The following is a 21,316-nucleotide window of genomic DNA, read 5'->3' as shown; positions in this document are numbered from 1 at the left end:
AGGCGGGCCAACGGTAACGGTCCTACGGCGCGGGATCGAACGTCACGGTGGTGTCGGGACAGTCCTGCGCGAGCCGGGTGAGTGCCTCGAACTCGACGGTGTCGACGGTGAGGCCCCAGCGGAGCTTGGTCCCGACCCACTCCGAGATGTACCGGCACGTGACGCCGGCGGCCGGCGGCAGCCACTCGGCCGGGTCCTTGTCGGCCTTGCTGCGGTTGGAGGCCGCGGTGACGGCGATGAGGGAGGTCAGGGCGTCGAGGTCGTTGGCGTATGCCTCACGCCGCTGGGCGGTCCACTGCGAGGCCCCGGAATCCCAGGCCTCGGCGAGCGGCACCATGTGGTCCACGTCCAGACCGCCGGCCTCGGTCACCCACCTCGCGTCGTAGTACGACCACCACCGCCCTCCGGAGAGCCTGCACCCGGCGAGGATCTCGGGCGGGTCGACCGCCTCGGAGATGAGCACCTCCGCGCGGGTGTTGCAGCCGTCGGTGGGGTTCTGGCCCGCGTTCCAGTGCCGGAAGCTCGTGCGCTGGTAGCCCTCCCGCACCTCCTCCGCCAGGGGCAGGACGCCGACCGCGGTCGCCATCGGGAGGGTGCGCGGCTCGGCGGCCCGGCCGTGCGCCTGGGCCGGGGTGGATACCAGCAGGGGAAGGACTACGAGTGCGACCGCGAGCGCGGCACGCCTGAGGTTTTTGATCACGCATCGCAGAATCGATGGCGTGTACCTCGTTCGAGGGGTTCGACTCGAACGAATGAGCCAGATGGCTGCGCGGGTTCACCGGGCAGGTGTTCTACTGATCACCTGATGGGGGTGTCTGCGTCGGAGGCGGCGCGCCCGCCGCAATCTGTCCGGCGGGGGAAGCGCCTCAGGCGATGTCGTGGACGTTGTGCTCGGTCAGGTCGGATGCGTATCGGGCGACAGTACGGTAATCGGCATCGTCGTGGAGGACAGCCAGGCCGTGGTGGGCGGCAGTAGCGGCGATGACGAGGTCCACTGCCGAGGCACTGCGATGCTCCCCGGCCCGGGCCATACGGTGTTGCACCGCGCTGATCCAACGCCCTGCGTTCTTCGGCACCGCTGCGTCGGGATAGAGGTCGGAGAACATTTCCGCGATCTCGTCGTACTCGCGACCGTTTCGGGCGCTGTACAAGAACTCGGCGCGTTGCACGTAGCAGGATGCGATGGCCCCGGCGTCGATCGCGTCGTACCAGGCCGATCGCAGTTTCGGGTCACGGAGCAGCCGGACCAGGCCGGACGTGTCGAGCAGATAGATCACCGGCTGTGCTTCTCCGCCCGGTGCAGCCGCTCGGCATCCTCGACGGCACCCCACTCACCCGCACGCTCGAAGTGACGGCTGATGCGCGCCGCCCGCTCCTGCTGTTCGGCGTAGAAGTGCAGAGCGAGATTGACCGCCTCCTTCTTGGTCCTGACCTTGGACAGAGCCATGGCGCGTTCCAGAGCGTCGTCGTCGATGTCGATCTGAGTTACAGACATTCAGCATCTCCCTCGCGATGTTGGTGATGTACATAGAAGAATACGGCACCAACATTCGCGAGTCCACGGCTGAGTGTCTGATCCTGAGCTGCGCGGTGGAGGGCAGGTTGGCGCCCGGCGGCAGTTCGCCCGTCATGATGTCGTCGCGCAGGTCGGCCGCGATCCGTTCGTGCAGCGAGCGGCGGCCGTGGGCTTCCGGTTCGGCCTTGGGCACGGTCATCCGATCCTGATCTCGTAACGCAACTGCTGGCGCCGCGCGGGCATCACCATCCGGTCGACCTGGATCGGCCGGTCGTCGCGGTCCAGGGTGAGCCGGGTGAGGCGCAGGACGGGTTGCGTCGGTGTCAGCCGCAGGGCCTGCTGCTCCTCTTCCCCGGGCAGGGCGGCCGTGACGTCCTCCCTGACGAGCGCGCCGACATGTCCCAGCTCGGCGAGCAGGGTGACGGCTCCGCCGCGGATCTTGGCCGTTGCGGCGAGTGGGGTTCCCCGGGCGATGTCGACCGCGTAGTAGGTGTCGGTGAGTTCGTTCGGCTCCTCGTCTAGGAGGATGAGGCGGCGCCGTACGACGACGGGTTCGGCTTCGGTGACGCCGAGCAGGGGCGCCACCTCGGCGGGAGCGGGCACCTCTCCGGCATGGACGATCCGCTGGGATCCTCGTCGGCCCTGAGCGGCCGCGTCGGCGCTCCAGGCATCGCCCTGGTCTCGCTCGCGCGGCGTCAGGTACGGCATCGACGTGCTGATCCACTTGCTCGCGCTCACGGTGCCCTCCGGTACAGCTGAAGGTGACAACAGGCCTGTTCAGCAGCACCGTAGACACGCGATGGCTGACCGCGCCCTGCGGTCCCCGCCTACGCTCCGTCGTCCGAGGGCTCCTCGGGGCGCTCCGCGACGAACGAGCCGAGACCGACCTCGGCCCGGATGAGTCCTTCCGTCTTGAGATGGGTCAGTGCCTTCTGCGCGGTCGAAGCGGCGATTCCGAACTCGGTGGAGAGCTCGACGACGGACGGCACTCGACTGCCTACGGGGTACGTCCCCTCGGTGATGCGGTCGGCGATGGCTGCTGCCACCTGCCGCCAGACAGGGCGCGTGCGATCAAGCTCGGGACTCATGCAGTGGACGCTAAAACTCTGCGGTAGACCGCGCGACCGCAGTAGACTGCGGTAGACCGCGATGGAGAAGGAACGAACGCGGAGACCCCCGCGACGGGTGGAGCCGTCCGGGGGCATGGCCGCCAGCCACAGTCGAACGGAGCTGATGACGTGACCGACCTTATCTGCCGCTTCCTCACGTGGGCGGGCCTCTTGGCCTTCCCCCGCAGCGGGTGCCGCCGCCCCGCACACCCGCCGCGATCCTGGTCCGCCGACACTTCCCCGGAGCGGGCTCCACTTCCCACTCACCGCAGCCCGAACGGGACGGACACCGCCCTCGACGGCACCGCGACCGTCGCCGTACGCCCCTACCTGGTCGCCCACGAGCTACGCCAACGCCGGCGCGAACTGGCCATGGCGGCCCTGAGGCCGGGCATGCCGGGGCCCTACTGGCATGAGGGGACCGAGGTCGCCTGATGGATGGGGAAACCGAAGCGCCGGAGTCGAAGGCGGTGCGGCACTTGCGCGAAGCGCGTCTCCTGCCCTGGTCGACACCCGAGGGCAAGTCGAGCTACCTGATCAGTGACGCGTGTGGAGGGCGCCTGTCCCGCTTGGCCGACATCACGGAAGAAACGCAGCTCACCATGGGCACGCAACTCCTCGCCCACGCGGACGACATGCTCCCGAACGCCACAGAGGTGCAACTGCGCTTTCTGGCAGTGCGCTTGACCGAAGCCTTGCGTGACACCCTTCGCGTCGCCGAGTGCAGAGGGCAGCGGGGCGGCGGATCGTCGGGGCGGGCAGTCCCATGAGCCTCGCCGTTGCAGCTCCGGGCGAGTAGGCCGTAAGACACCGACGCCCCCTGCCCATTCAGGACAGGGGGCGTCGGCGACAGCCGTGACGGCCGGTTACTTCACCGGCTCCGGCTCCGGCGCGTTCTCCGAGTCCGACGCGCCCGCCGGCGGCTCGCCGTCGTCGTTGTCATCGTCGTCGCCGTCGGAGACCTCCGCGGGGACCGGGGTCTTGACGGAGTCCAGCAGGAGCTGGGCCACGTCCACCACGGTGATCGACTCCTTGGCCTTGCCGTCGTTCTTCTTGCCGTTCACGGAGTCCGTGAGCATGACGAGGCAGAACGGGCAGGCCGTGGAGACGATGTCGGGGTTGACCGACAGGGCCTCGTCGACGCGCTCGTTGTTGATGCGCTTGCCGATGCGCTCTTCCATCCACATCCGGGCACCACCGGCACCGCAGCAGAAGCCCCGCTCCTTGTGGCGGTGCATCTCCTCGTTGCGGATGCCCGGGACGCTGGCGATGATCTCGCGCGGGGGCGTGTAGATCTTGTTGTGGCGGCCCAGGTAGCACGGGTCGTGGTACGTGATGATGCCCTCGACCGGCGTGACCGGGATCAGCTTGCCCTCGTCGACGAGGTGCTGGAGCAGCTGCGTGTGGTGGATGACCTCGTAGTCGCCGCCGAGCTGCGGGTACTCGTTGCCGAGCGTGTTGAGGCAGTGCGGGCAGGTCGCGACGATCTTCTTGGCCGACTTGGGCTTCGCCGACTCGGGCGTCACCTTGCCCTCGTCGTCCATCTCCTCGCCGAACGCCATGTTGAGCGCCATGACGTTCTCCATGCCGAGTTCCTGGAACAGCGGCTCGTTGCCCAGGCGGCGGGCGGAGTCACCCGTGCACTTCTCGTCGCCGCCCATGATGGCGAACTTGACGCCCGCGATGTTCAGCAGCTCGGCGAATGCCTTGGTGGTCTTCTTGGCGCGGTCCTCGAGGGCGCCCGCGCAGCCGACCCAGTACAGGTACTCGACCTCGGACAGGTCCTCGATGTCCTTGCCGACGACCGGGACCTCGAAGTCCAGCTCCTTCAGCCACTCCAGACGCTGCTTCTTCGCCAGGCCCCAGGGGTTGCCCTTCTTCTCCAGGTTCTTGAGCATCGTGCCCGCCTCGGACGGGAACGCGCTCTCGATCATCACCTGGTAGCGGCGCATGTCGACGATGTGGTCGACGTGCTCGATGTCCACCGGGCACTGCTCGACGCAGGCGCCGCAGGTGGTGCAGGACCACAGGACGTCCGGGTCGATGACGCCGTTCTCCTCGGCGGTGCCGATCAGCGGGCGCTCGGCCTCCGCGAGGGCGGCCGCGGGCACATCGGCCAGCTGCTCCTCGGACGCCTTCTCCTCGCCCTCCATCGTCTTGCCGCCGCCGGCCAGCAGGTACGGCGCCTTGGCGTGCGCGTGGTCCCGCAGGGACATGATCAGCAGCTTGGGGGAGAGGGGCTTGCCCGTGTTCCAGGCGGGGCACTGCGACTGGCAGCGGCCGCACTCGGTGCAGGTGGAGAAGTCCAGCAGGCCCTTCCACGAGTACTGCTCGACCTGGGAGACGCCGAAGACGTCGTCGTCGCCCGGGTCGGTGAAGTCGATCGGCTTGCCGCCGGACGTCATCGGCTGCAGGGCACCGAGGGCCGTGCCGCCGCTCGCCTCGCGCTTGAACCAGATGTTCGGGAACGCCAGGAAGCGGTGCCAGGCCACACCCATGTTGGTGTTGAGCGAGACCACGATCATCCAGACGAACGAGGTGCCGATCTTGATCGTCGCGACCAGGTAGACCAGGTTCTGCAGCGCCGCGACGCTCAGTCCCTTGAAGGCCAGGACCAGCGGGTACGAGGCGAAGTACGCCGCCTCGTAGTGCTCCACGTGGTGCAGCGCGCCCTCCAGGCCCCGCAGCACGTAGATCGCCAGGCCGATGGTGAGGATGACGTACTCGACGAAGTAGGCCTGACCGGCCTTGGAGCCCGCGAAGCGGGACTTGCGGCCCGGGCGCGACGGCAGGTTCAGCAGGCGGATCGCGATGAGCACCGCGATGCCCAGGACCGTCATCACACCGATGAACTCGATGTACAGCTCGAACGGCAGGAAGCCGCCGATGACCGGCAGCACCCAGTCGGCCTTGAACAGCTGCCCGAAGGCCTGCGCCAGGGTCGGCGGCAGCGTCAGGAAGCCGACGGCCACGAACCAGTGCGCGACACCGACGATGCCCCACCGGTTCATGCGCGTGTGCCCGAGGAACTCCTTCACCAGGGTCACGCTGCGCTGGTAGGGATTGTCGGTCCGGGCGCCTGCCGGGACCGGCTGGCCCAGCTTGAAGTACCGGACGAACTGGCCGATCGCGCGTGCGAGCAGCGCGACGCCGACCACGGTCAGAACCAGCGACACGATGATCGCGGCGAGTTGCATGGGGGCTCCTCGGGCCTGCGAGGGGTTTCTGTCGGGACCCTCTCCGTTTCAGAGGGTTCCCGAAATTACTAAGCGGTAACTTATGCAGTCCGTCTGAGACTACCCCTATCCTCCGCCGCACTGTAGCCGGGTGGGGGGTGATCTGAATCGCTGAGGGTTGCCTCAGAACGCATACGGATCCAGCCAGGGCTCAGTCGGAATCCGGTCGGGTAATCCGTCGTGTTAGTCGTACCGAATTGTCATAGTCCCGCCTAATTTAGATCCGTGCTCTACGGGATCGCAGCCGCCGCCATCGCCCTTCTGCTCACCGCCCTGCTCGCCGCCCTCCTCCGGACGCCCGCCCGCTGGTCGCGGCTGGTCGACCGGCGGCGGCAGCGGGAGGTGCCGCTGTCCGGGGGTGTGGCCGTCGTGGTGGCCACCGGGGTGGTGGTGTGCGGCTACGGGTGGGTGGAGGGTGTGCCGACCGGGGGAGAGGTGCGGGAGCTGCTCGTCGCCGGGGGTGTGGTCGCCCTGCTCGGGCTGGTCGACGACGTGTGGCGGCTGCGGCGGCGGGTGCTCTTCGCCGGTACGGCCGCGGCGGCCGCGTGCGTCGTGCCGTACGGGGAGACGGGCGTGGGGACCGGGCTGCTGGCCGTCGTGTGGGTGGCGGGGCTGACGCTCGGGTTCCGGGGGGTCGATCACGCCGACGGGCTCGCCGGGACCGTGGGGGTCGTGACCGCCTTCGGGGTGGGGGTCTGCGCCGCGGTCGAGGTGATGGACGGGATCGCCGTGCTGATGAGCGTGCTGGCCGCCGCGCTGACCGGGTTCCTCATGCACAACTGGCATCCGGCCCGGGTCGCGCTCGGGGCGTGCGGGTCCATGCCCGCGGGGTTCGTGATCGCCCTGGGGGCCGTGTACGCGCGGGCCGGGTCCGGGGTCGGGGAGAGCGCGGGGGTGCTGTTCGCACTGACCGCTCTGGTGTGCGCCGATGCCGGGCTGGTGCTGCTGTCGCGGCGGCTGGCCGGGCGGGCCGTGCTGCGCGGCGGCCCCGACCATCTCGCGCACCGGCTGCGGCGGCTCGGGCTGACCGCGCCGGGGGCGAGCCTGCTGCTGGGGGCCGGGGCGTTGTCCGGGGTGGCCGTCGGGGTACTCGCGCACGCCGGCTGGGTCGGCAACGACGTGCTGTGGTGGGTGGCGGGGGCGGCGCTCGTCGTCGTCCTCGCTGTGTCACGCGTCTCGGTGTCCCCCTCCCGAGGCCCCCGGGCCCCTCGGCGTGAGATGTCGCCGCAGGTCAGAGCCCCATTGCGTGTAAGGAACGGATAAGAGTTGAGTCCGGTCGACTCACCTCTGTTGACCGGTCGGGGGTCGTCGTGCACACTTGAGTCCGTTCCACTCAAGTCAGCTGGAGGAATCAACCATGGCACGTGCGGTCGGCATCGACCTGGGCACGACTAACTCCGTCGTCAGCGTTCTGGAGGGCGGCGAGCCCACCGTCATCACCAACGCCGAGGGCGCCAGGACCACGCCGTCCGTCGTCGCCTTCGCCAAGAACGGTGAAGTGCTCGTCGGAGAGGTGGCCAAGCGCCAGGCGGTCACGAACGTGGACCGGACCATCCGCTCCGTCAAGCGGCACATGGGCACGGACTGGAAGATCGAGCTCGACGGGAAGCCCTTCAACCCGCAGCAGATCAGCGCCTTCGTGCTCCAGAAGCTGAAGCGGGACGCCGAGTCCTACCTGGGCGAGAAGGTGACCGACGCGGTCATCACCGTCCCGGCGTACTTCAACGACTCCGAGCGTCAGGCCACGAAGGAGGCCGGCGAGATCGCGGGCCTCAACGTCCTGCGCATCGTCAATGAGCCCACCGCGGCCGCCCTGGCGTACGGCCTCGACAAGGACGACCAGACCATCCTGGTCTTCGACCTCGGTGGCGGTACGTTCGACGTCTCGCTGCTGGAGATCGGCGACGGCGTCGTCGAGGTGAAGGCCACCAACGGTGACAACCACCTCGGTGGTGACGACTGGGACCAGCGCATCGTCGACTACCTGGTCCAGCAGTTCCAGTCCGGCCACGGCGTGGACCTGGGCAAGGACAAGATGGCCCTGCAGCGTCTGCGCGAGGCCGCCGAGAAGGCGAAGATCGAGCTGTCCTCGTCCACCGAGACCTCGATCAACCTGCCCTACATCACCGCCTCCGCCGAGGGCCCCCTGCACCTCGACGAGAAGCTCACCCGCGCGCAGTTCCAGCAGCTGACCGCGGACCTGCTGGAGCGCTGCAAGACGCCGTTCCACAACGTCATCAAGGACGCCGGGATCAACCTCTCCGAGATCGACCACGTCGTTCTCGTCGGTGGCTCCACGCGTATGCCCGCCGTCGCCGAGCTGGTCAAGGACCTGACCGGCGGCAAGGACGCCAACAAGGGCGTCAACCCGGACGAGGTCGTCGCCATCGGCGCCGCCCTGCAGGCCGGTGTCCTCAAGGGCGAGGTCAAGGACGTCCTGCTCCTCGACGTCACCCCGCTGTCCCTCGGTATCGAGACCAAGGGCGGCATCATGACCAAGCTCATCGAGCGGAACACGACGATCCCGACCAAGCGGTCCGAGATCTTCACCACCGCCGAGGACAACCAGCCCTCCGTGCAGATCCAGGTCTACCAGGGCGAGCGCGAGATCGCGGCGTACAACAAGAAGCTCGGGATGTTCGAGCTGACCGGTCTGCCCCCGGCGCCCCGCGGCGTCCCGCAGATCGAGGTGTCCTTCGACATCGACGCCAACGGCATCATGCACGTCACGGCGAAGGACCTCGGCACCGGCAAGGAGCAGAAGATGACCGTCACCGGCGGCTCCTCGCTGCCGAAGGACGAGGTCGACCGCATGCGCCAGGAGGCCGAGCAGTACGCGGAGGAGGACCACAAGCGCCGCGAGGCCGCCGAGTCCCGCAACCAGGGCGAGCAGCTCGTCTACCAGACCGAGAAGTTCCTCAAGGACAACGAGGACAAGGTCCCGGGCGAGATCAAGACCGAGGTCGAGGAAGCCGTCACTGAGCTGAAGGAGAAGCTCAAGGGCGAGGACTCGGCCGAGATCCGCACCGCCACGGAGAAGGTCGCGGCCGTCTCGCAGAAGCTCGGCCAGGCCATGTACGCCGACGCCAACGCCGCGCAGGCCGACGGCGCCGCCGGAGCCGGCGCGGGTGCCGGTGCCGGTGACGCCAAGGCCGACGACGACGTCGTCGACGCCGAGATCGTCGACGAGGACCGGAAGGACGGTGCCGCGTGACGGAGGAGACCCCGGGCTTCGACGAGCAGCAGCCCGACGTCCCTTCCGGCGCCACCTCCGATGACGCCGAGCCGAAGGCCGCCCCCTCCGAGGAGGCGGCGGCCCCGGCCGGGGACACGGGACAGGACGTGGCCCTGGTGGCCCAGCTGGACCAGGCCCGCACGGCGCTCAACGAGCGCACGGGCGACCTCCAGCGCCTCCAGGCCGAGTTCCAGAACTACCGCCGCCGGGTCGAGCGCGACCGGATCGCGGTCAAGGAGATCGCCATCGCGAACCTCCTGACCGAGCTCCTGCCCGTGCTCGACGACATCGGCCGCGCACGCGAACACGGCGAACTGGTCGGCGGCTTCAAGTCCGTCGCCGAGTCGCTGGAGAGCACCGCGGCGAAGATGGGCCTGCAGCAGTTCGGCAAGGAGGGCGAGCCCTTCGACCCGACGATCCACGAAGCCCTGATGCACAGCTACGCACCGGACGTCACCGAGACGACGTGCGTGGCGATTCTGCAGCCCGGGTACCGGATCGGCGAGCGCACCATCCGCCCCGCGCGGGTGGCCGTGGCCGAACCACAGCCGGGGGCGCAGACGGTCAAGGCGGACGAGTCCGCCGACGCCGACGACAAGGAGAGCGGTGGCCCGGACGAGGGCTGACGTCATCACGGACGACAGGAAGGAGGGGCGTCGAGGATGAGCACCAAGGACTTCATCGAGAAGGACTACTACAAGGTCCTCGGCGTCCCCAAGGACGCCACCGACGCCGAGATCAAGAAGGCGTACCGGAAGCTCGCCCGCGAGAACCACCCGGACGCCAACACGGGAAACGCGAAGGCGGAGGAGCGCTTCAAGGAGATCTCCGAGGCCAACGACATTCTCGGCGACCCCAAGAAGCGCAAGGAGTACGACGAGGCACGCGCCCTCTTCGGCAACGGCGGTTTCCGCCCGGGGCCGGGCGGCGCGGGCGGCTCGTTCAACTTCGACCTGGGTGACCTCTTCGGCGGCGCCCAGGGCGGCCAGGGCGGCGGCCAGGGAGCCGGCGGCTTCGGCGGCGGGATCGGTGACGTCTTCGGGGGCCTGTTCAACCGCGGCGGTACGGGCGCGGGGACGCGCACGAACCCGCGGCGCGGCCAGGACATCGAGTCCGAGGTCACGCTCAGCTTCACCGAGGCGATCGAGGGCGCGACGGTTCCGCTGCGCATGTCCTCGCAGTCGCCCTGCAAGGCCTGCTCGGGCACCGGCGACAAGAACGGCACACCGCGCGTGTGCCCGACCTGCGTCGGCACCGGGCAGGTCGCCCGGGGCAGCGGCGGGGGCTTCTCCCTCACCGACCCCTGCCCGGACTGCAAGGGCCGCGGCCTGATCGCGGAGCACGCCTGCGAGGTCTGCAAGGGCAGCGGCCGGGCCAAGTCCTCGCGGACCATGCAGGTGCGCATCCCCGCGGGCGTCAGCGACGGCCAGCGGATCCGGCTGCGCGGCAAGGGAGCACCCGGTGAGCGGGGCGGCCCGGCGGGCGACCTGTACGTGGTCGTCCATGTCGACGCCCACCCGGTGTTCGGCCGCAAGGACGACAACCTCACCGTCACCGTCCCGGTGACCTTCGCCGAGGCCGCCCTCGGCGGCGAGGTCCGGGTGCCGACGCTGGGCGGCCCGCCCGTCACGCTGAAGCTCCCGCCGGGCACGCCCAACGGCCGCACCATGCGCGCCCGGGGCAAGGGCGCGGTCCGCAAGGACGGCACCCGCGGGGACCTTCTGGTCACCGTCGAAGTGAGTGTTCCGACGGACCTGACGGGGAAGGCTCGTGACGCGCTCGAGGCGTATCGCGAGGCGACTTCGGGTGAGGATCCGCGGGCGGATCTGTTCCAGGCCGCGAAGGGAGCATGAGTCAGATGGACGGTCGTCGGCGCAATCCGTATGAACTGACCGAGGAAACCCCGGTCTACGTCATCTCGGTGGCGGCCCAGCTGTCCGGCCTGCACCCCCAGACCCTGCGCCAGTACGACCGCCTGGGCCTGGTGTCCCCCGACCGCACCGCCGGCCGGGGCCGGCGCTACTCGGCCCGCGACATCCAACTGCTCCGTCAGGTGCAGCAGTTGTCGCAGGACGAGGGCATCAACCTCGCCGGCATCAAGCGCATCATCGAACTGGAGAACCAGGTCGCCGCGCTCCAGGCCCGTGCGGCCGAACTGGAGAACGCGCTCGACGGCGCGGCGGCGGCGATGCGCCAGCGCGAGGCGGCGGTGCACGCGTCGTACCGCCGCGACCTCGTGCCGTACCAGGAGGTACAGCAGAGCAGCGCGCTGGTGGTGTGGCGGCCGAAGCGGCAGCAGCAGTCCGACTGACTGCCTGTCCAGAGTCTGTGAAGGGGCCGGGAGGCAACTCCCGGCCCCTTTCGCATGTCTTGGCCCGGTTTCGCTCGGTCTCCTGCCGATGGGTGGCCCGTGCAGGGAACTTGGAGATGATTCCGCAGAGTCTTCACAACACTCGCGGAGCGTGGTGTTGTCATCTCGTTAAGTGCTTCCGCTTGACGCTGGGGGCCGCGTCCGCGTTGGCTTTTCAGTCACATGGGCCACAAAGCTGTGCCCACGTCCGAATCACACGTGAAGTGAGCTCCCGACATGCGTCGTCGTATCTCCATATCCGTGGCCGCGGCCGCGATGTCCGTCACGCTCGCCGGGTGCGGCGCGCTCAACGCGACGGGGAGCAGTGACGACGCGAGCCCGGCCAAGGGCAACGACATCACCGTGGGCCTGTTGCTCCCGGAGAAGGCGAACACCCGGTACGAGAACTTCGACTACCCGATCATCAAGACGAAGGTCGAGTCCCTCACCAACAACAAGGGCCGCGTGGAGTACGCCAACGCCGAGGCGGACGCCGACACGCAGGCGGGCCAGATGCAGAAGATGATCGACGACCGGGTCGATGTGATCCTGCTGGACGCGGTCGACTCGCAGGCCATCGCGAGCGGCGTCAAGAAGGCCAAGGACGCGGGCATCCCGGTCATCGCCTACGACCGGCTGGCCGAGGGGCCGATCGAGGCCTACATCTCCTTCGACAACGAGCTGGTCGGCGAGGTCCAGGGGCGCACCCTGCTGGAGGCCATCGGCGAGGACGCGAGCCTCTCCGACAAGATCGTCATGATGAACGGCTCGTCGACCGACCCGAACGCCAAGCAGTTCAAGGCGGGGGCGATGTCCGAGCTGAACGGCAAGGTGACGATCGCGCAGTCCTTCGACACCAAGGACTGGAAGCCGGAGAACGCGCAGGCCAACATGGCCGACGCGATCCAGGCGATCGGCAAGGACGACATCGCCGCCGTCTACTCCGCCAACGACGGCATGGCCGGCGGCATCGTCAAGGCGCTGGAGGACGCGGGCGTGACCGATCTGCCGCCGATCACCGGCCAGGACGCGGAGCTCCCGGCGGTGCAGCGGATCATCGCGGGCGAGCAGTACATGAGCGTGTACAAGTCGTACCCGCAGGAGGCCGAGAACGCCGCGGAGATGGCCGTGGCCAAGGTCCAGGGCCGGGACATCCAGTTCGCCGCCCTCACCCGCGACAAGGTCGACAGCCCCACCCACAAGGCCATCCCCGCCCAGCTCGTGCCCGTGGTCGCGCTGACGAAGGGCAACATCAAGGACACGGTGGTCGCGGACGACATCTACAAGCTGTCGGACATCTGCACGGCCAAGTACGAGGCGGCGTGCCGGGCGATCGGCCTGAAGTGACCCGGTGAGCTGCTTCGTGCGTACGAGCGGCTTCGCGCGTACGGAGCCGTTCAGCCCCGGTGGGCCGCCGCGCGCTCCGGCGCTCTCGGTGCGCCGGCCCTGCCCGGCCGTCCGGCCAGGGTGATCGCCCGGAGCAGCCACTCAGCGGGCCCGTGCCGGTGGCGCCGGGTCCACACCGTGCTGAGGGCGAGCTGCAGCGCGTACACGGCGCCCGCGAGCAGCAGCACGGCCGCCGGGCCCACCTGCCCGTAGAGGGACAGCCCGTACGCCGTGGCCACGAACATCATGATCAGGGACTGCCCGAGGTAGTTCGTGAGCGCCAGGCGCCCCGCCGGGACGAACAGCCGCCGCACCCGGTGTCCCCATGACGAGCGCAGCAGGAGCAGCAGGAGGCAGGCGTACGCGGCCGACAGGGCGGGTGCCGTCAGCATGCCGACGCCGATGCCCAGGAGTTGCCACCGGGCGTCCAGCGGACCGTCCGCCGCGGAGGCGAAGAAGAGGGCGCCCGGGACTCCGACGGACAGCCCGACGGCCGTGATCCGCAGCAGTCGAGCGCGGTCCGCCCCGCCGGCCGCGAGCAGGCGCCGCTTCCCCGCGGCCAGACCGAGGAGGAACGCGCCGAGCACGCCCGGAGCCATGAGGAGGGAACCGAGGAGCGCCTCGGGCAGCCGGTCCAGGTTCTCCTGGACGACGGTGCCGGGACTGCCTCGGTAGGCGGCCACGGACTGCGCGATCGGCTGGTGCGACGGGGGTTCCTCGTCGTCCACCCGCGTGGCCAGCGCTCCCAGTGCGGTGAGGATGACGACGTAGACCCCGTAGATCCAGGCGGCGGCCTTCACGGCGGTGGCCGGTCCGATCCGGCGGGCGCGGAGCAGGATCAGGCCGAGGAGGCCGTAGGTCAGCAGGATGTCGCCGCTGTACAGCAGGATCGCGTGCGCCAGTCCGAGCAGAACCAGGCCGAGGGACCGGCGCAGAAAGCGCGCGGTGGGGTTTCCTCCGTCCCGCTCGGCGGCGGCCTGCTGCAGGGTGAAGCTGTAGCCGAAGAGGAACGAGAACAGCAGGTAGAACTTGGTGGTCGCCAGCGCCGTCACCAGCCGGACGGCGGCCTGGTCCCACACGGGCGCGTCAGGCCGGCGGATCCCCTCCGTGAGGTAAGGGTCCATCATCTGGGCGCTGTTGACCACCAGGATGCCCAGCAGGGCGAAACCCCGCAGCGCGTCGACAGCGGGCAGACGCCGGGGGTCCACCCCGGTGTTGACGGTCACGGGGCCTCCGAGATGTCCGTGGACGGGGCCGGCCGGGACCGCCCTCACAGAGGGTCACACGCCGGCTGCGCCCGTACCACCCCCTCATGATTCAGCAGCCCGTGAGGGGGGTGTATTCGGCGTCAAAACGGCTGGAAAAGGGCCTTGGGTGCGGGGGAGCCGTGTTGCGGAGCAGGGCCGGTCCGCGCATAGTTGCGCTGCGGAAAGACGGCGACCGGGGGTGGGATGGGCGATGGCCGGGCACGGGGCGGAGGAGCATCCACACGGTGCTGACCGACTGTGCGAGGCCGGGGATCGCGTGTATTCCCGGGCCGTACGGCGGGGTCGCGTGCCGCGCGGGGACGCCGAACCGGTGCCCTGTCTGCTGGAACTCGCCCTGCTGCACCCGGACCCCGACGACATGGACTGGCTGGTGCCGACCTCCCCGCAGGAGGTCATGACCCGGCTGCTGCGCGGGATGTACGACGAGGTCAACGCGAGTCAGCGGCGGGTGGGTTCGGCGGTGGAGGCCGTCGAGCGGTACGCCGGTCTCGGCCGCCAGGTGCGGCCGGCCCCGTCGGCCGGGGAGGGCTCGGCGATCCGGGTGCTGGACGGACTCGCCCGGATCCAGGCGGCGGTGGACGAGGCGACCCAGGCGTGCACGACCGAGGTGCTCACGGTCCAGCCCGGCGGCATCCGGCGCGAGGCGGAACTCTCCGAGGGCCTGCACCGGGCGCTGGCGCTGCGCGGCCGGGGCGTGCGGATGCGGGACCTTTACACGCATGTCGCCCGGCACGGGCAGGGGCTGCTGACGTATCTGGAGCTGATGGGCGACGCCGTGGAGGCGCGCACGCTGGACGAGGTGATCGACCGGCTGATCCTCTTCGACCGGACGGTGGCCTTCATCCCCGCCAACACCGACCGCACGATGGCCCTGGAGCTGCGGCACCCCGCGATCGTCGAGTACCTGGTCACCATGTTCGAGCGCCTGTGGCGCCTCGCCATCCCCCTGACCGCGCCGCTCCCCGAGACCGGCATCGAGGGCATCTCCCACCGGGAGCAGTCCATCGCGGCCCTGCTGGCGGAGGGCCACCAGGACGCGGTGATCGCGGAACGGCTGGGCATAAGCGTCCGGACGTGCCGGGCCCATATCGCGCGCCTCTCGGAGACGCTCGGGGCGGCGAGCCGTACGCAACTGGGCGTACGCATCGCCCAGGCAGGCCTGGACGGCCCCCCGCGCTCCGCCGCGTCCCTCACGGCTCCCGGTCAAGAATCCCCGACCGCCCGATGAGAAACCCCAGCTGCGCCCGGCTCTGACTGCCCAGCGTCGCCGCGAGCTTGGCGATGTGCACGCGGGCGGTACGGATGTTCATGCCGAGCCGGTCGGCTATGACGGCGTCGGTGTGGCCTTCTACGAGGAGCGTGGCGATGGCGCGTTGGCGGGGGGTGACGCCGTTGAGGGAGGGCGGGGGGACGGCTTCGGGGTACATGGGGGTTGCCAGGCGCCACAAGCGGTCGAAGGCGGTGGCAAGGTGGCGGACGATCGCCGGGTGCCGGATCTCCAGCGCGACGGTGCCGTCCGGGTCCACAGGGATGAAGGCGACAGCGGCGTCGATCAGGATCATCCGGTCGGTGACCTCGTCCAGGCTCCGGGCCTCGACGTCTCCCGCCAACCGCTCGTGGCGGGCCGCGATGCTCGGGAAGTGGCGCAGTGTGTGCGGATACAGAGTGCGGACGCGTGCGCCGCGATCCAGCACCTCCTGGTCCCGGACCAGGGCGATCGCGTCGGAATCCTCACCGCGTCGTCCGGTGAGCCCGGTGCGGGGCTGGACCGTGAGCACCTCTCGTGACGCTGTCGCCATGGCGTCGGTGATGGCCTGGTTGATCTGCTCCGTGCCGGAGAGCGCGCGGAGGTGGGCGGTATCGGTGGCCTCCGGACTGCCGTCGAGTCGCATGAGGGGATCGAATGTCTCCGCCAGTCGCGCCTCACGCCGCCGTTCGTGGGCGATCTGCTCCTCGGAGTCCCGCAGGAGCCGGTGCAGAGCGACGGCCGCCGAGACCGGCTCCCATCGGCTCAGGCCGTCGGCACCTGGGCGGAGCAGCCCCAGGTCGATCAGGCAGGGGGACGCCTCCGTTTCCTCGACGGGTAAGTACCCCTGACGGAGAGCCTGTTCGTACAGTCTTGTTCCTGCCGGGCACAGCTGTTCCGCGCTGTGCCGCTGATGCGGCGTCGAGGTCACTCGGTCACTCCCTCGCGCCCCAGGATCCCGGACTGGGCGATGAGGAAGCCGAGTTGCGCACGGCTGCCGCTGCCGAGGGTGGCGGCGAGCTTGGCGATGTGGGCCCGGCAGGTGCGCACATTCATGCCGAGGCGGCGGGCAATGGCCTCGTCGACATGCCCCTCCACGAGGAGTTTGGCGATGGAGTACTGGATGTCCGTGATGCCGTCCGCCGTCGGTTCGTACGGGGCGCCGGCGGTCAGCGGAACGGAACGACTCCACATGAACTCGAAGACCTTCACCAGGTACCGGACGAGTCCGGGGTGGCGGAGCTCCAGGGCGACCTGCTGGTCGTCGCGGGCCGGAATGAACGCCACGGTCTCGTCGCAGACGATGAGACGCTCCACCACCTCGTCGATCGTGCGGTACTCCGCCTTGCCGTTCGCCAGTTGAGCGACATAGGCCAGTTTTTGAGGGCTGTAGCGTGCCGTGTGCTGGTAGAGCGTCCGTATCCGGACTCCCCGCTCGATCATCGCCCGGTCTCTCTCGAGCCCCTGCGTGAGGCTTCGTTCGGAGAACCGGTCGTCGCTGGGCTGGATGGTGAGCATCCCGCTCTGGCACTGGGCCGTGGCCAGGTTGAGGGCCGCGTTGATCCGGTCGCCGCCCTCCAGCACCGTGAGCGAGTGGTCTGTCGCTGTCGCCTGGGTGCCCAGGGCCATGAACGGCTCGAAGGCGTCCGCGATCTTGATCGACAGTTGTCTGCGTTCCGCGATGTCGCGCTCGATGGGGTGCAGACGCTCGGCGAGCGCGACCGTCGGCGGGACCGGTCGCAACCAGTCCTCGTCGCCCGGGTCCGGCTGAAGAAGGGCGAACTCCACCAGGCAAGGCGCCGAGATCACGTCTGTGCGTGCGATCCGCCCTGCACGCAGCGCGTACGCATAGAGTCGGTTACCTTCGTCGCACAGCTCGGTGACCGCATGGGGATGCGTCGCCTTAGTCTGATTTGCCACGAAATCTACACCCCCCAGGGTCCTGAACATGCAGGAACATGATGCACCGATTGTGTGGCCATGACGTGTTCGAATGAGCCATCGTCTTACCTGACGGGGGAAGAGGGGACTCACAAGTGAGGACGAAGCCGACTATGCGCAAGAGACTGCTTCGCTCGGTGCTTGCTGCCGCCTTCTCCGCCGTTGCGCTCATCGGAGTGAGTGACTACTCCGGCGTGAAGGGTGACACCAGGGCGGACAGTCATTGGCCTGAGAGCGTCGCGAACGATGCCGAGACCAATGTCCTGGCGGACAGTCACTGGCCGGCGATCGTCGCGGACTCGGAGCGTTGATGTGACCACTCCACCCGACGACCGCTCCTTCCGTCGCGAGATGGCCACCGCCTACCGCTCCGGCTGGCACTTCATCGACCTGGTCACCGCCATCCCCCACAGCGGTGACTCGTTGATGGTGACCGTCTTCGGCGAGCCGGTGGTCGTCACGCGGGACGAGGACGAGGACGTACGGGCTTACCGGTGTCTGCGGCGGCCTCGGGGGGCGCCGCAGCCGGTGCGGTGCGCCGTACGGTACGGAATGATCTTTGTGAACCTGGACCAAAGGGACCACGAGCAGGTGGACGCCGAATCCCCTGCCCCGCGGACCATCTCTGCCACCCCCCGCAGTGCCTGACGCGATTCCCCCGTCGTAACAGATCGCTCAGGTGCTTCCCCCCGCAGCGGCGTCACCGTGACCTGAACACGGTGACGCCGCTGCAGTTTTGAGGGACATTTCCGGGAATCGACCTGGTCACGCGGTGGCCGGAAGCAATCGATCACCGGTGTGGATTTTCACTTCGCCCAACCCCGCTCACCCTCGCCCCATCGCCCGCGTCAGCTCGATCTCGATCACCACGCGCGCCGGGTTGGGCGACGGGGTCCGGCCGTAGCGCTCCGCGTAGCGGCGTTCCGCCTCCGCGACCCGGTCGGGCTCGGCGTGGACGAAGGCCCGTCCCTCCAGCGTGGCCCACCGCTTGCCCTCCAGCTGGCAGACGGCGACGGCCGCCCCCTGCTCCCCGGCGGCCAGCACATGGCGCACCTTGGCGCTCGCCTTGTTCGCGATCACCCGAGCCAGACGGGCGTCGGGATCGTATGTGACTCCGACGGGTACCACGTGCGGAGTGCCGTCCGGGCGGGGAGTCGTCAGAGTGCAGACGTGCCGCTCCCGCCAGAAGGCGAGGTACGGCTCGTCGGGGGCGCCCGGATCGACGGAGTACTTGGTGGCCATGACTCGGAACTTAGCCCCTCACGCACTCCCGGAACCGGCCTTGAGTGGAATAGACTCAACTTTATGTACGCTGATTGAGTCAGTGCACTCAGTCGGTGTGCTGATCGGGTCAGTGCAAGGAGGAGGAGAACGCGAACGTGGACGCCGAGCTGACCAACCGGAGCCGGGACGCGATCAACGCGGCCAGCAACCGGGCCGTGACCGAGGGACACCCCGACCTCACCCCCGCCCATCTGCTGCTTTCGCTGCTCCAGGGCCGAGGCCCCCGAGAAAACGAGAACATCACCGATCTGCTCGCGGCGGTCGACACCGACCAGGCGGCCGTCCGCGCCGGAGCCGAGCGCGTGCTCGCCGGGCTGCCCAGCGTGACCGGCTCCACCGTGGCGCCGCCCCAGCCCAACCGCGAGATGCTCGCCGTCGTCGCCGACGCGCAGGCCCGCGCCAAGGAGCTCGGCGACGAGTACCTGTCGACCGAGCACCTGCTCATCGGCATCGCCGCGAAGGGCGGCGCGGCCGGCGAGGTGCTGGCCCAGCAGGGCGCCGACGCCAGGAAGCTGCAGGCCGCCTTCCAGAAGACGCGGGGGCAGCGACGCGTGACCACGGCCGACCCCGAGGGCCAGTACAAGGCCCTGGAGAAGTTCGGCACCGACTTCACCGCCGCCGCGCGGGAAGGCAAGCTCGACCCGGTCATCGGGCGGGACCAGGAGATCCGGCGGGTCGTGCAGGTGCTCAGCCGCAGGACGAAGAACAACCCTGTGCTGATCGGTGAGCCCGGTGTCGGCAAGACCGCCGTCGTCGAGGGGCTCGCCCAGCGGATCGTGAAGGGCGATGTGCCCGAGTCCCTGAAGGACAAGCGGCTCGTCGCGCTCGACCTGGGCGCGATGGTCGCCGGGGCGAAGTACCGGGGCGAGTTCGAGGAGCGGCTGAAGACCGTCCTGGCCGAGATCAAGGACTCCGACGGGCAGATCATCACGTTCATCGACGAGCTGCACACGGTCGTCGGGGCCGGGGCGGGCGGCGACTCCGCCATGGACGCCGGGAACATGCTGAAGCCGATGCTGGCGCGCGGCGAGCTGCGCATGGTCGGTGCCACGACCCTCGACGAGTACCGGGAGCGCATCGAGAAGGACCCCGCCCTGGAGCGCCGCTTCCAGCAGGTGCTGGTCGCCGAGCCGACCGTCGAGGACTCCATCGCGATCCTGCGCGGGCTCAAGGGGCGCTACGAGGCCCACCACAAGGTGCAGATCGCGGACAGCGCGCTGGTCGCCGCCGCATCGCTCTCCGACCGGTACATCACCTCCCGCTTCCTGCCCGACAAGGCCATCGACCTCGTCGACGAGGCGGCCTCCCGCCTCCGCATGGAGATCGACTCGTCCCCCGTCGAGATCGACGAACTCCAGCGCGCCGTAGACCGGTTGAAGATGGAGGAGCTGGCGATCGGCAAGGAGACCGACGCCGCCTCCCGTGAGCGCCTGGACAAGCTGCGCCGCGACCTCGCCGACAAGGAGGAGGAGCTGCGCGGCCTCACCGCCCGCTGGGAGAAGGAGAAGCAGTCCCTCAACCGCGTCGGCGAGCTGAAGGAACGCCTCGACGAGGTGCGCGGCCAGGCCGAACGCGCCCAGCGCGACGGCGACTTCGACACCGCCTCCAAGCTGCTCTACGGCGAGATCCCGGCCCTGGAGAAGGAGTTGGAGGCCGCCTCCGAGGCCGAGGAGGAGGTGGCGAAGGACACCATGGTCAAGGAGGAGGTCGGCTCCGACGACATCGCCGACGTCGTCGCCTCCTGGACCGGCATCCCGGCCGGGCGTCTGCTGGAGGGCGAGACGCAGAAGCTGCTGCGCATGGAGGACGAGCTCGGCAAGCGCCTCATCGGGCAGACCGAGGCGGTGCGGGCGGTGTCCGACGCCGTACGGCGGTCCCGCGCGGGAATCGCCGACCCTGACCGGCCCACCGGCTCCTTCCTCTTCCTGGGCCCGACGGGCGTGGGCAAGACCGAACTGGCCAAGGCCCTCGCCGACTTCCTCTTCGACGACGAGCGGGCGATGGTCCGTATCGACATGTCGGAGTACGGCGAGAAGCACAGCGTGGCCCGGCTGGTCGGTGCCCCGCCCGGATACGTCGGCTACGAGGAGGGCGGCCAGCTCACCGAGGCGGTGCGCCGCCGCCCGTACTCCGTCGTCCTCCTCGACGAGGTGGAGAAGGCCCACCCCGAGGTCTTCGACATCCTGCTCCAGGTGCTGGACGACGGCCGGCTCACGGACGGGCAGGGCCGCACGGTCGACTTCCGCAACACGATCCTCGTGCTGACGTCGAACCTGGGCAGCCAGTTCCTGGTCGACCCGATCACCAGCGAGGAGGAGAAGAAGGAGCAGGTCCTGGAGGTGGTGCGGACCTCCTTCAAGCCGGAGTTCCTCAACCGCCTGGACGACCTGGTCGTCTTCGCCGCGCTGACCAAGCCCGAGCTGGAGCGCATCGCGAAGCTCCAGCTGGAGCGCCTGGCCAAGCGCCTCGCCGAGCGGCGCCTCACCCTGGACATCACGCCCGGGGCCCTGGCCTGGCTCGCGGAGGAGGGCATGGACCCGGCCTACGGCGCCCGCCCGCTGCGCCGCCTCGTCCAGTCCGCCATCGGCGACCGCCTCGCCAAGGAGATCCTCTCCGGCGAGATCAAGGACGGCGACACGGTCCGGGTGGACCGCTACGAGGAGGGCCTGATCGTGGGCCCGGCGACGGGCAAGACTCTCTGACCGGCACCACACGCGCCGACGACGGCCCGCCCCCCTGCATGTG

At 69.4% G+C, this 21,316-nt stretch carries 22 protein-coding genes and 1 pseudogene; 12 read left to right on the top strand and 11 right to left on the bottom strand.

The window, feature by feature from the left end; all coding sequences use genetic code 11:
* Positions 1–22: 22 nt before the first annotated feature.
* The 6 genes and pseudogenes from ACFT4A_RS30080 to ACFT4A_RS30055 all read right to left on the bottom strand — a co-directional run bounded on the left by ACFT4A_RS30080 (position 23) and on the right by ACFT4A_RS30055 (position 2,604).
* A complete protein-coding gene (locus ACFT4A_RS30080) occupies positions 23–700 on the bottom strand; it encodes an HNH endonuclease family protein (RefSeq protein WP_382836068.1) in 678 nt (225 codons plus the stop codon).
* A gap of 166 nt (positions 701–866) precedes the next feature.
* A complete protein-coding gene (locus tag ACFT4A_RS30075) occupies positions 867–1,277 on the bottom strand; it encodes a PIN domain-containing protein (protein WP_382836065.1) in 411 nt (136 codons plus the stop codon).
* The gene (locus ACFT4A_RS30070; protein ID WP_382836062.1) at positions 1,274–1,495 is read right to left on the bottom strand and encodes a type II toxin-antitoxin system VapB family antitoxin; all 222 of its coding nucleotides are present in this window, start codon (positions 1,493–1,495) and stop codon (positions 1,274–1,276) included. Before ACFT4A_RS30070 ends, ACFT4A_RS30075 begins: the two co-directional genes overlap by 4 nt.
* Before the next feature lie 67 nt (positions 1,496–1,562).
* Positions 1,563–1,715: pseudogene (locus ACFT4A_RS30065) on the bottom strand (GntR family transcriptional regulator); the annotation flags it as partial.
* Positions 1,712–2,254, bottom strand: coding sequence for a GntR family transcriptional regulator (locus ACFT4A_RS30060; protein WP_382836059.1), 543 nt, complete (start codon positions 2,252–2,254; stop codon positions 1,712–1,714). The pseudogene ACFT4A_RS30065 and the gene ACFT4A_RS30060, both read right to left, overlap by 4 nt.
* A gap of 89 nt (positions 2,255–2,343) precedes the next feature.
* Complete coding sequence (locus tag ACFT4A_RS30055; RefSeq protein WP_382836056.1) at positions 2,344–2,604, bottom strand: GntR family transcriptional regulator; 261 nt, start codon at positions 2,602–2,604, stop codon at positions 2,344–2,346.
* Positions 2,605–2,754: 150 nt separating this feature from the next.
* On the opposite strand from ACFT4A_RS30055, the gene ACFT4A_RS30050 reads away from it, so the two are divergent.
* Together ACFT4A_RS30050 and ACFT4A_RS30045 are read left to right on the top strand one after the other, a co-directional pair.
* Positions 2,755–3,060, top strand: coding sequence for a hypothetical protein (locus ACFT4A_RS30050; protein ID WP_382836053.1), 306 nt, complete (start codon positions 2,755–2,757; stop codon positions 3,058–3,060).
* Positions 3,060–3,395, top strand: a complete 336-nt coding sequence (locus ACFT4A_RS30045) for a hypothetical protein (RefSeq protein WP_382836050.1) — start codon at positions 3,060–3,062, stop codon at positions 3,393–3,395. Before ACFT4A_RS30050 ends, ACFT4A_RS30045 begins: the two co-directional genes overlap by 1 nt.
* Positions 3,396–3,491: 96 nt before the next feature.
* Here the strand turns inward: ACFT4A_RS30045 and ACFT4A_RS30040 are convergent, their stop codons facing one another.
* Positions 3,492–5,822, bottom strand: coding sequence for a (Fe-S)-binding protein (locus ACFT4A_RS30040; protein WP_382836047.1), 2,331 nt, complete (start codon positions 5,820–5,822; stop codon positions 3,492–3,494).
* A 264-nt stretch (positions 5,823–6,086) separates the two neighbouring features.
* On the opposite strand from ACFT4A_RS30040, the gene ACFT4A_RS30035 reads away from it, so the two are divergent.
* The 6 genes from ACFT4A_RS30035 to ACFT4A_RS30010 all read left to right on the top strand — a co-directional run bounded on the left by ACFT4A_RS30035 (position 6,087) and on the right by ACFT4A_RS30010 (position 12,793).
* Positions 6,087–7,124 carry an MraY family glycosyltransferase gene (locus ACFT4A_RS30035; RefSeq protein WP_382836044.1) on the top strand — a complete coding sequence of 346 codons (1,038 nt, stop codon included), beginning with the start codon at positions 6,087–6,089 and terminating at the stop codon, positions 7,122–7,124.
* Between the two features lie 94 nt (positions 7,125–7,218).
* Positions 7,219–9,075, top strand: coding sequence for a molecular chaperone DnaK (gene dnaK / locus ACFT4A_RS30030; protein ID WP_382836041.1), 1,857 nt, complete (start codon positions 7,219–7,221; stop codon positions 9,073–9,075).
* Positions 9,072–9,722 carry a nucleotide exchange factor GrpE gene (grpE, locus tag ACFT4A_RS30025; protein WP_215120036.1) on the top strand — a complete coding sequence of 217 codons (651 nt, stop codon included), beginning with the start codon at positions 9,072–9,074 and terminating at the stop codon, positions 9,720–9,722. Before dnaK ends, grpE begins: the two co-directional genes overlap by 4 nt.
* Positions 9,723–9,758: 36 nt before the next feature.
* The gene (gene dnaJ / locus ACFT4A_RS30020) at positions 9,759–10,949 is read left to right on the top strand and encodes a molecular chaperone DnaJ (RefSeq protein ID WP_382836038.1); all 1,191 of its coding nucleotides are present in this window, start codon (positions 9,759–9,761) and stop codon (positions 10,947–10,949) included.
* 5 nt (positions 10,950–10,954) lie between these two features.
* Entirely contained in the window at positions 10,955–11,407 is a 453-nt protein-coding gene (locus tag ACFT4A_RS30015) for a heat shock protein transcriptional repressor HspR (RefSeq protein WP_184594941.1), read from the top strand.
* Positions 11,408–11,683: 276 nt separating this feature from the next.
* Positions 11,684–12,793: a substrate-binding domain-containing protein gene (locus ACFT4A_RS30010; protein WP_382836034.1), complete on the top strand. Its 1,110-nt coding sequence runs from the start codon at positions 11,684–11,686 to the stop codon at positions 12,791–12,793.
* Between the two features lie 50 nt (positions 12,794–12,843).
* Here ACFT4A_RS30010 and ACFT4A_RS30005 read toward each other — a convergent pair whose 3' ends face one another.
* Positions 12,844–14,058 carry a DUF418 domain-containing protein gene (locus tag ACFT4A_RS30005; RefSeq protein ID WP_382836031.1) on the bottom strand — a complete coding sequence of 405 codons (1,215 nt, stop codon included), beginning with the start codon at positions 14,056–14,058 and terminating at the stop codon, positions 12,844–12,846.
* A 232-nt stretch (positions 14,059–14,290) separates the two neighbouring features.
* Here ACFT4A_RS30005 and ACFT4A_RS30000 point away from each other — a divergent pair, with 232 nt between their 5' ends.
* Entirely contained in the window at positions 14,291–15,328 is a 1,038-nt protein-coding gene (locus ACFT4A_RS30000; RefSeq protein ID WP_382836028.1) for a LuxR C-terminal-related transcriptional regulator, read from the top strand.
* Here ACFT4A_RS30000 and ACFT4A_RS29995 read toward each other — a convergent pair.
* Positions 15,291–16,277, bottom strand: coding sequence for a LuxR C-terminal-related transcriptional regulator (locus tag ACFT4A_RS29995; RefSeq protein WP_382836025.1), 987 nt, complete (start codon positions 16,275–16,277; stop codon positions 15,291–15,293). The genes ACFT4A_RS30000 and ACFT4A_RS29995 overlap by 38 nt on opposite strands.
* Complete coding sequence (locus ACFT4A_RS29990) at positions 16,274–17,296, bottom strand: helix-turn-helix transcriptional regulator (protein WP_382836023.1); 1,023 nt, start codon at positions 17,294–17,296, stop codon at positions 16,274–16,276. Before ACFT4A_RS29990 ends, ACFT4A_RS29995 begins: the two co-directional genes overlap by 4 nt.
* Before the next feature lie 104 nt (positions 17,297–17,400).
* Here ACFT4A_RS29990 and ACFT4A_RS29985 point away from each other — a divergent pair, with 104 nt between their 5' ends.
* Positions 17,401–17,598 carry a hypothetical protein gene (locus ACFT4A_RS29985; protein WP_382836020.1) on the top strand — a complete coding sequence of 66 codons (198 nt, stop codon included), beginning with the start codon at positions 17,401–17,403 and terminating at the stop codon, positions 17,596–17,598.
* A gap of 1 nt (position 17,599) precedes the next feature.
* On the top strand, positions 17,600–17,935 hold the full coding sequence (locus tag ACFT4A_RS29980; protein WP_184594372.1) for a hypothetical protein: 336 nt from the start codon (positions 17,600–17,602) through the stop codon (positions 17,933–17,935).
* Positions 17,936–18,112: 177 nt separating this feature from the next.
* Here ACFT4A_RS29980 and ACFT4A_RS29975 read toward each other — a convergent pair whose 3' ends face one another.
* Positions 18,113–18,529, bottom strand: coding sequence for a pyridoxamine 5'-phosphate oxidase family protein (locus ACFT4A_RS29975; RefSeq protein ID WP_382836017.1), 417 nt, complete (start codon positions 18,527–18,529; stop codon positions 18,113–18,115).
* A 137-nt stretch (positions 18,530–18,666) separates the two neighbouring features.
* Between ACFT4A_RS29975 and clpB the strand changes: the two genes are divergently transcribed.
* Positions 18,667–21,273: an ATP-dependent chaperone ClpB gene (clpB, locus tag ACFT4A_RS29970; protein WP_382836014.1), complete on the top strand. Its 2,607-nt coding sequence runs from the start codon at positions 18,667–18,669 to the stop codon at positions 21,271–21,273.
* The last annotated feature ends 43 nt before the right edge of the window (positions 21,274–21,316 follow it).

Origin of the sequence: Streptomyces sp. NPDC057099 (assembly GCF_042671245.1) — a bacterium.
Lineage (GTDB): Bacteria > Actinomycetota > Actinomycetes > Streptomycetales > Streptomycetaceae > Streptomyces > Streptomyces purpurascens.
Note: the sequence above shows the minus strand (reverse complement) of the source record. Positions and strands in the feature narration are given on the sequence as shown.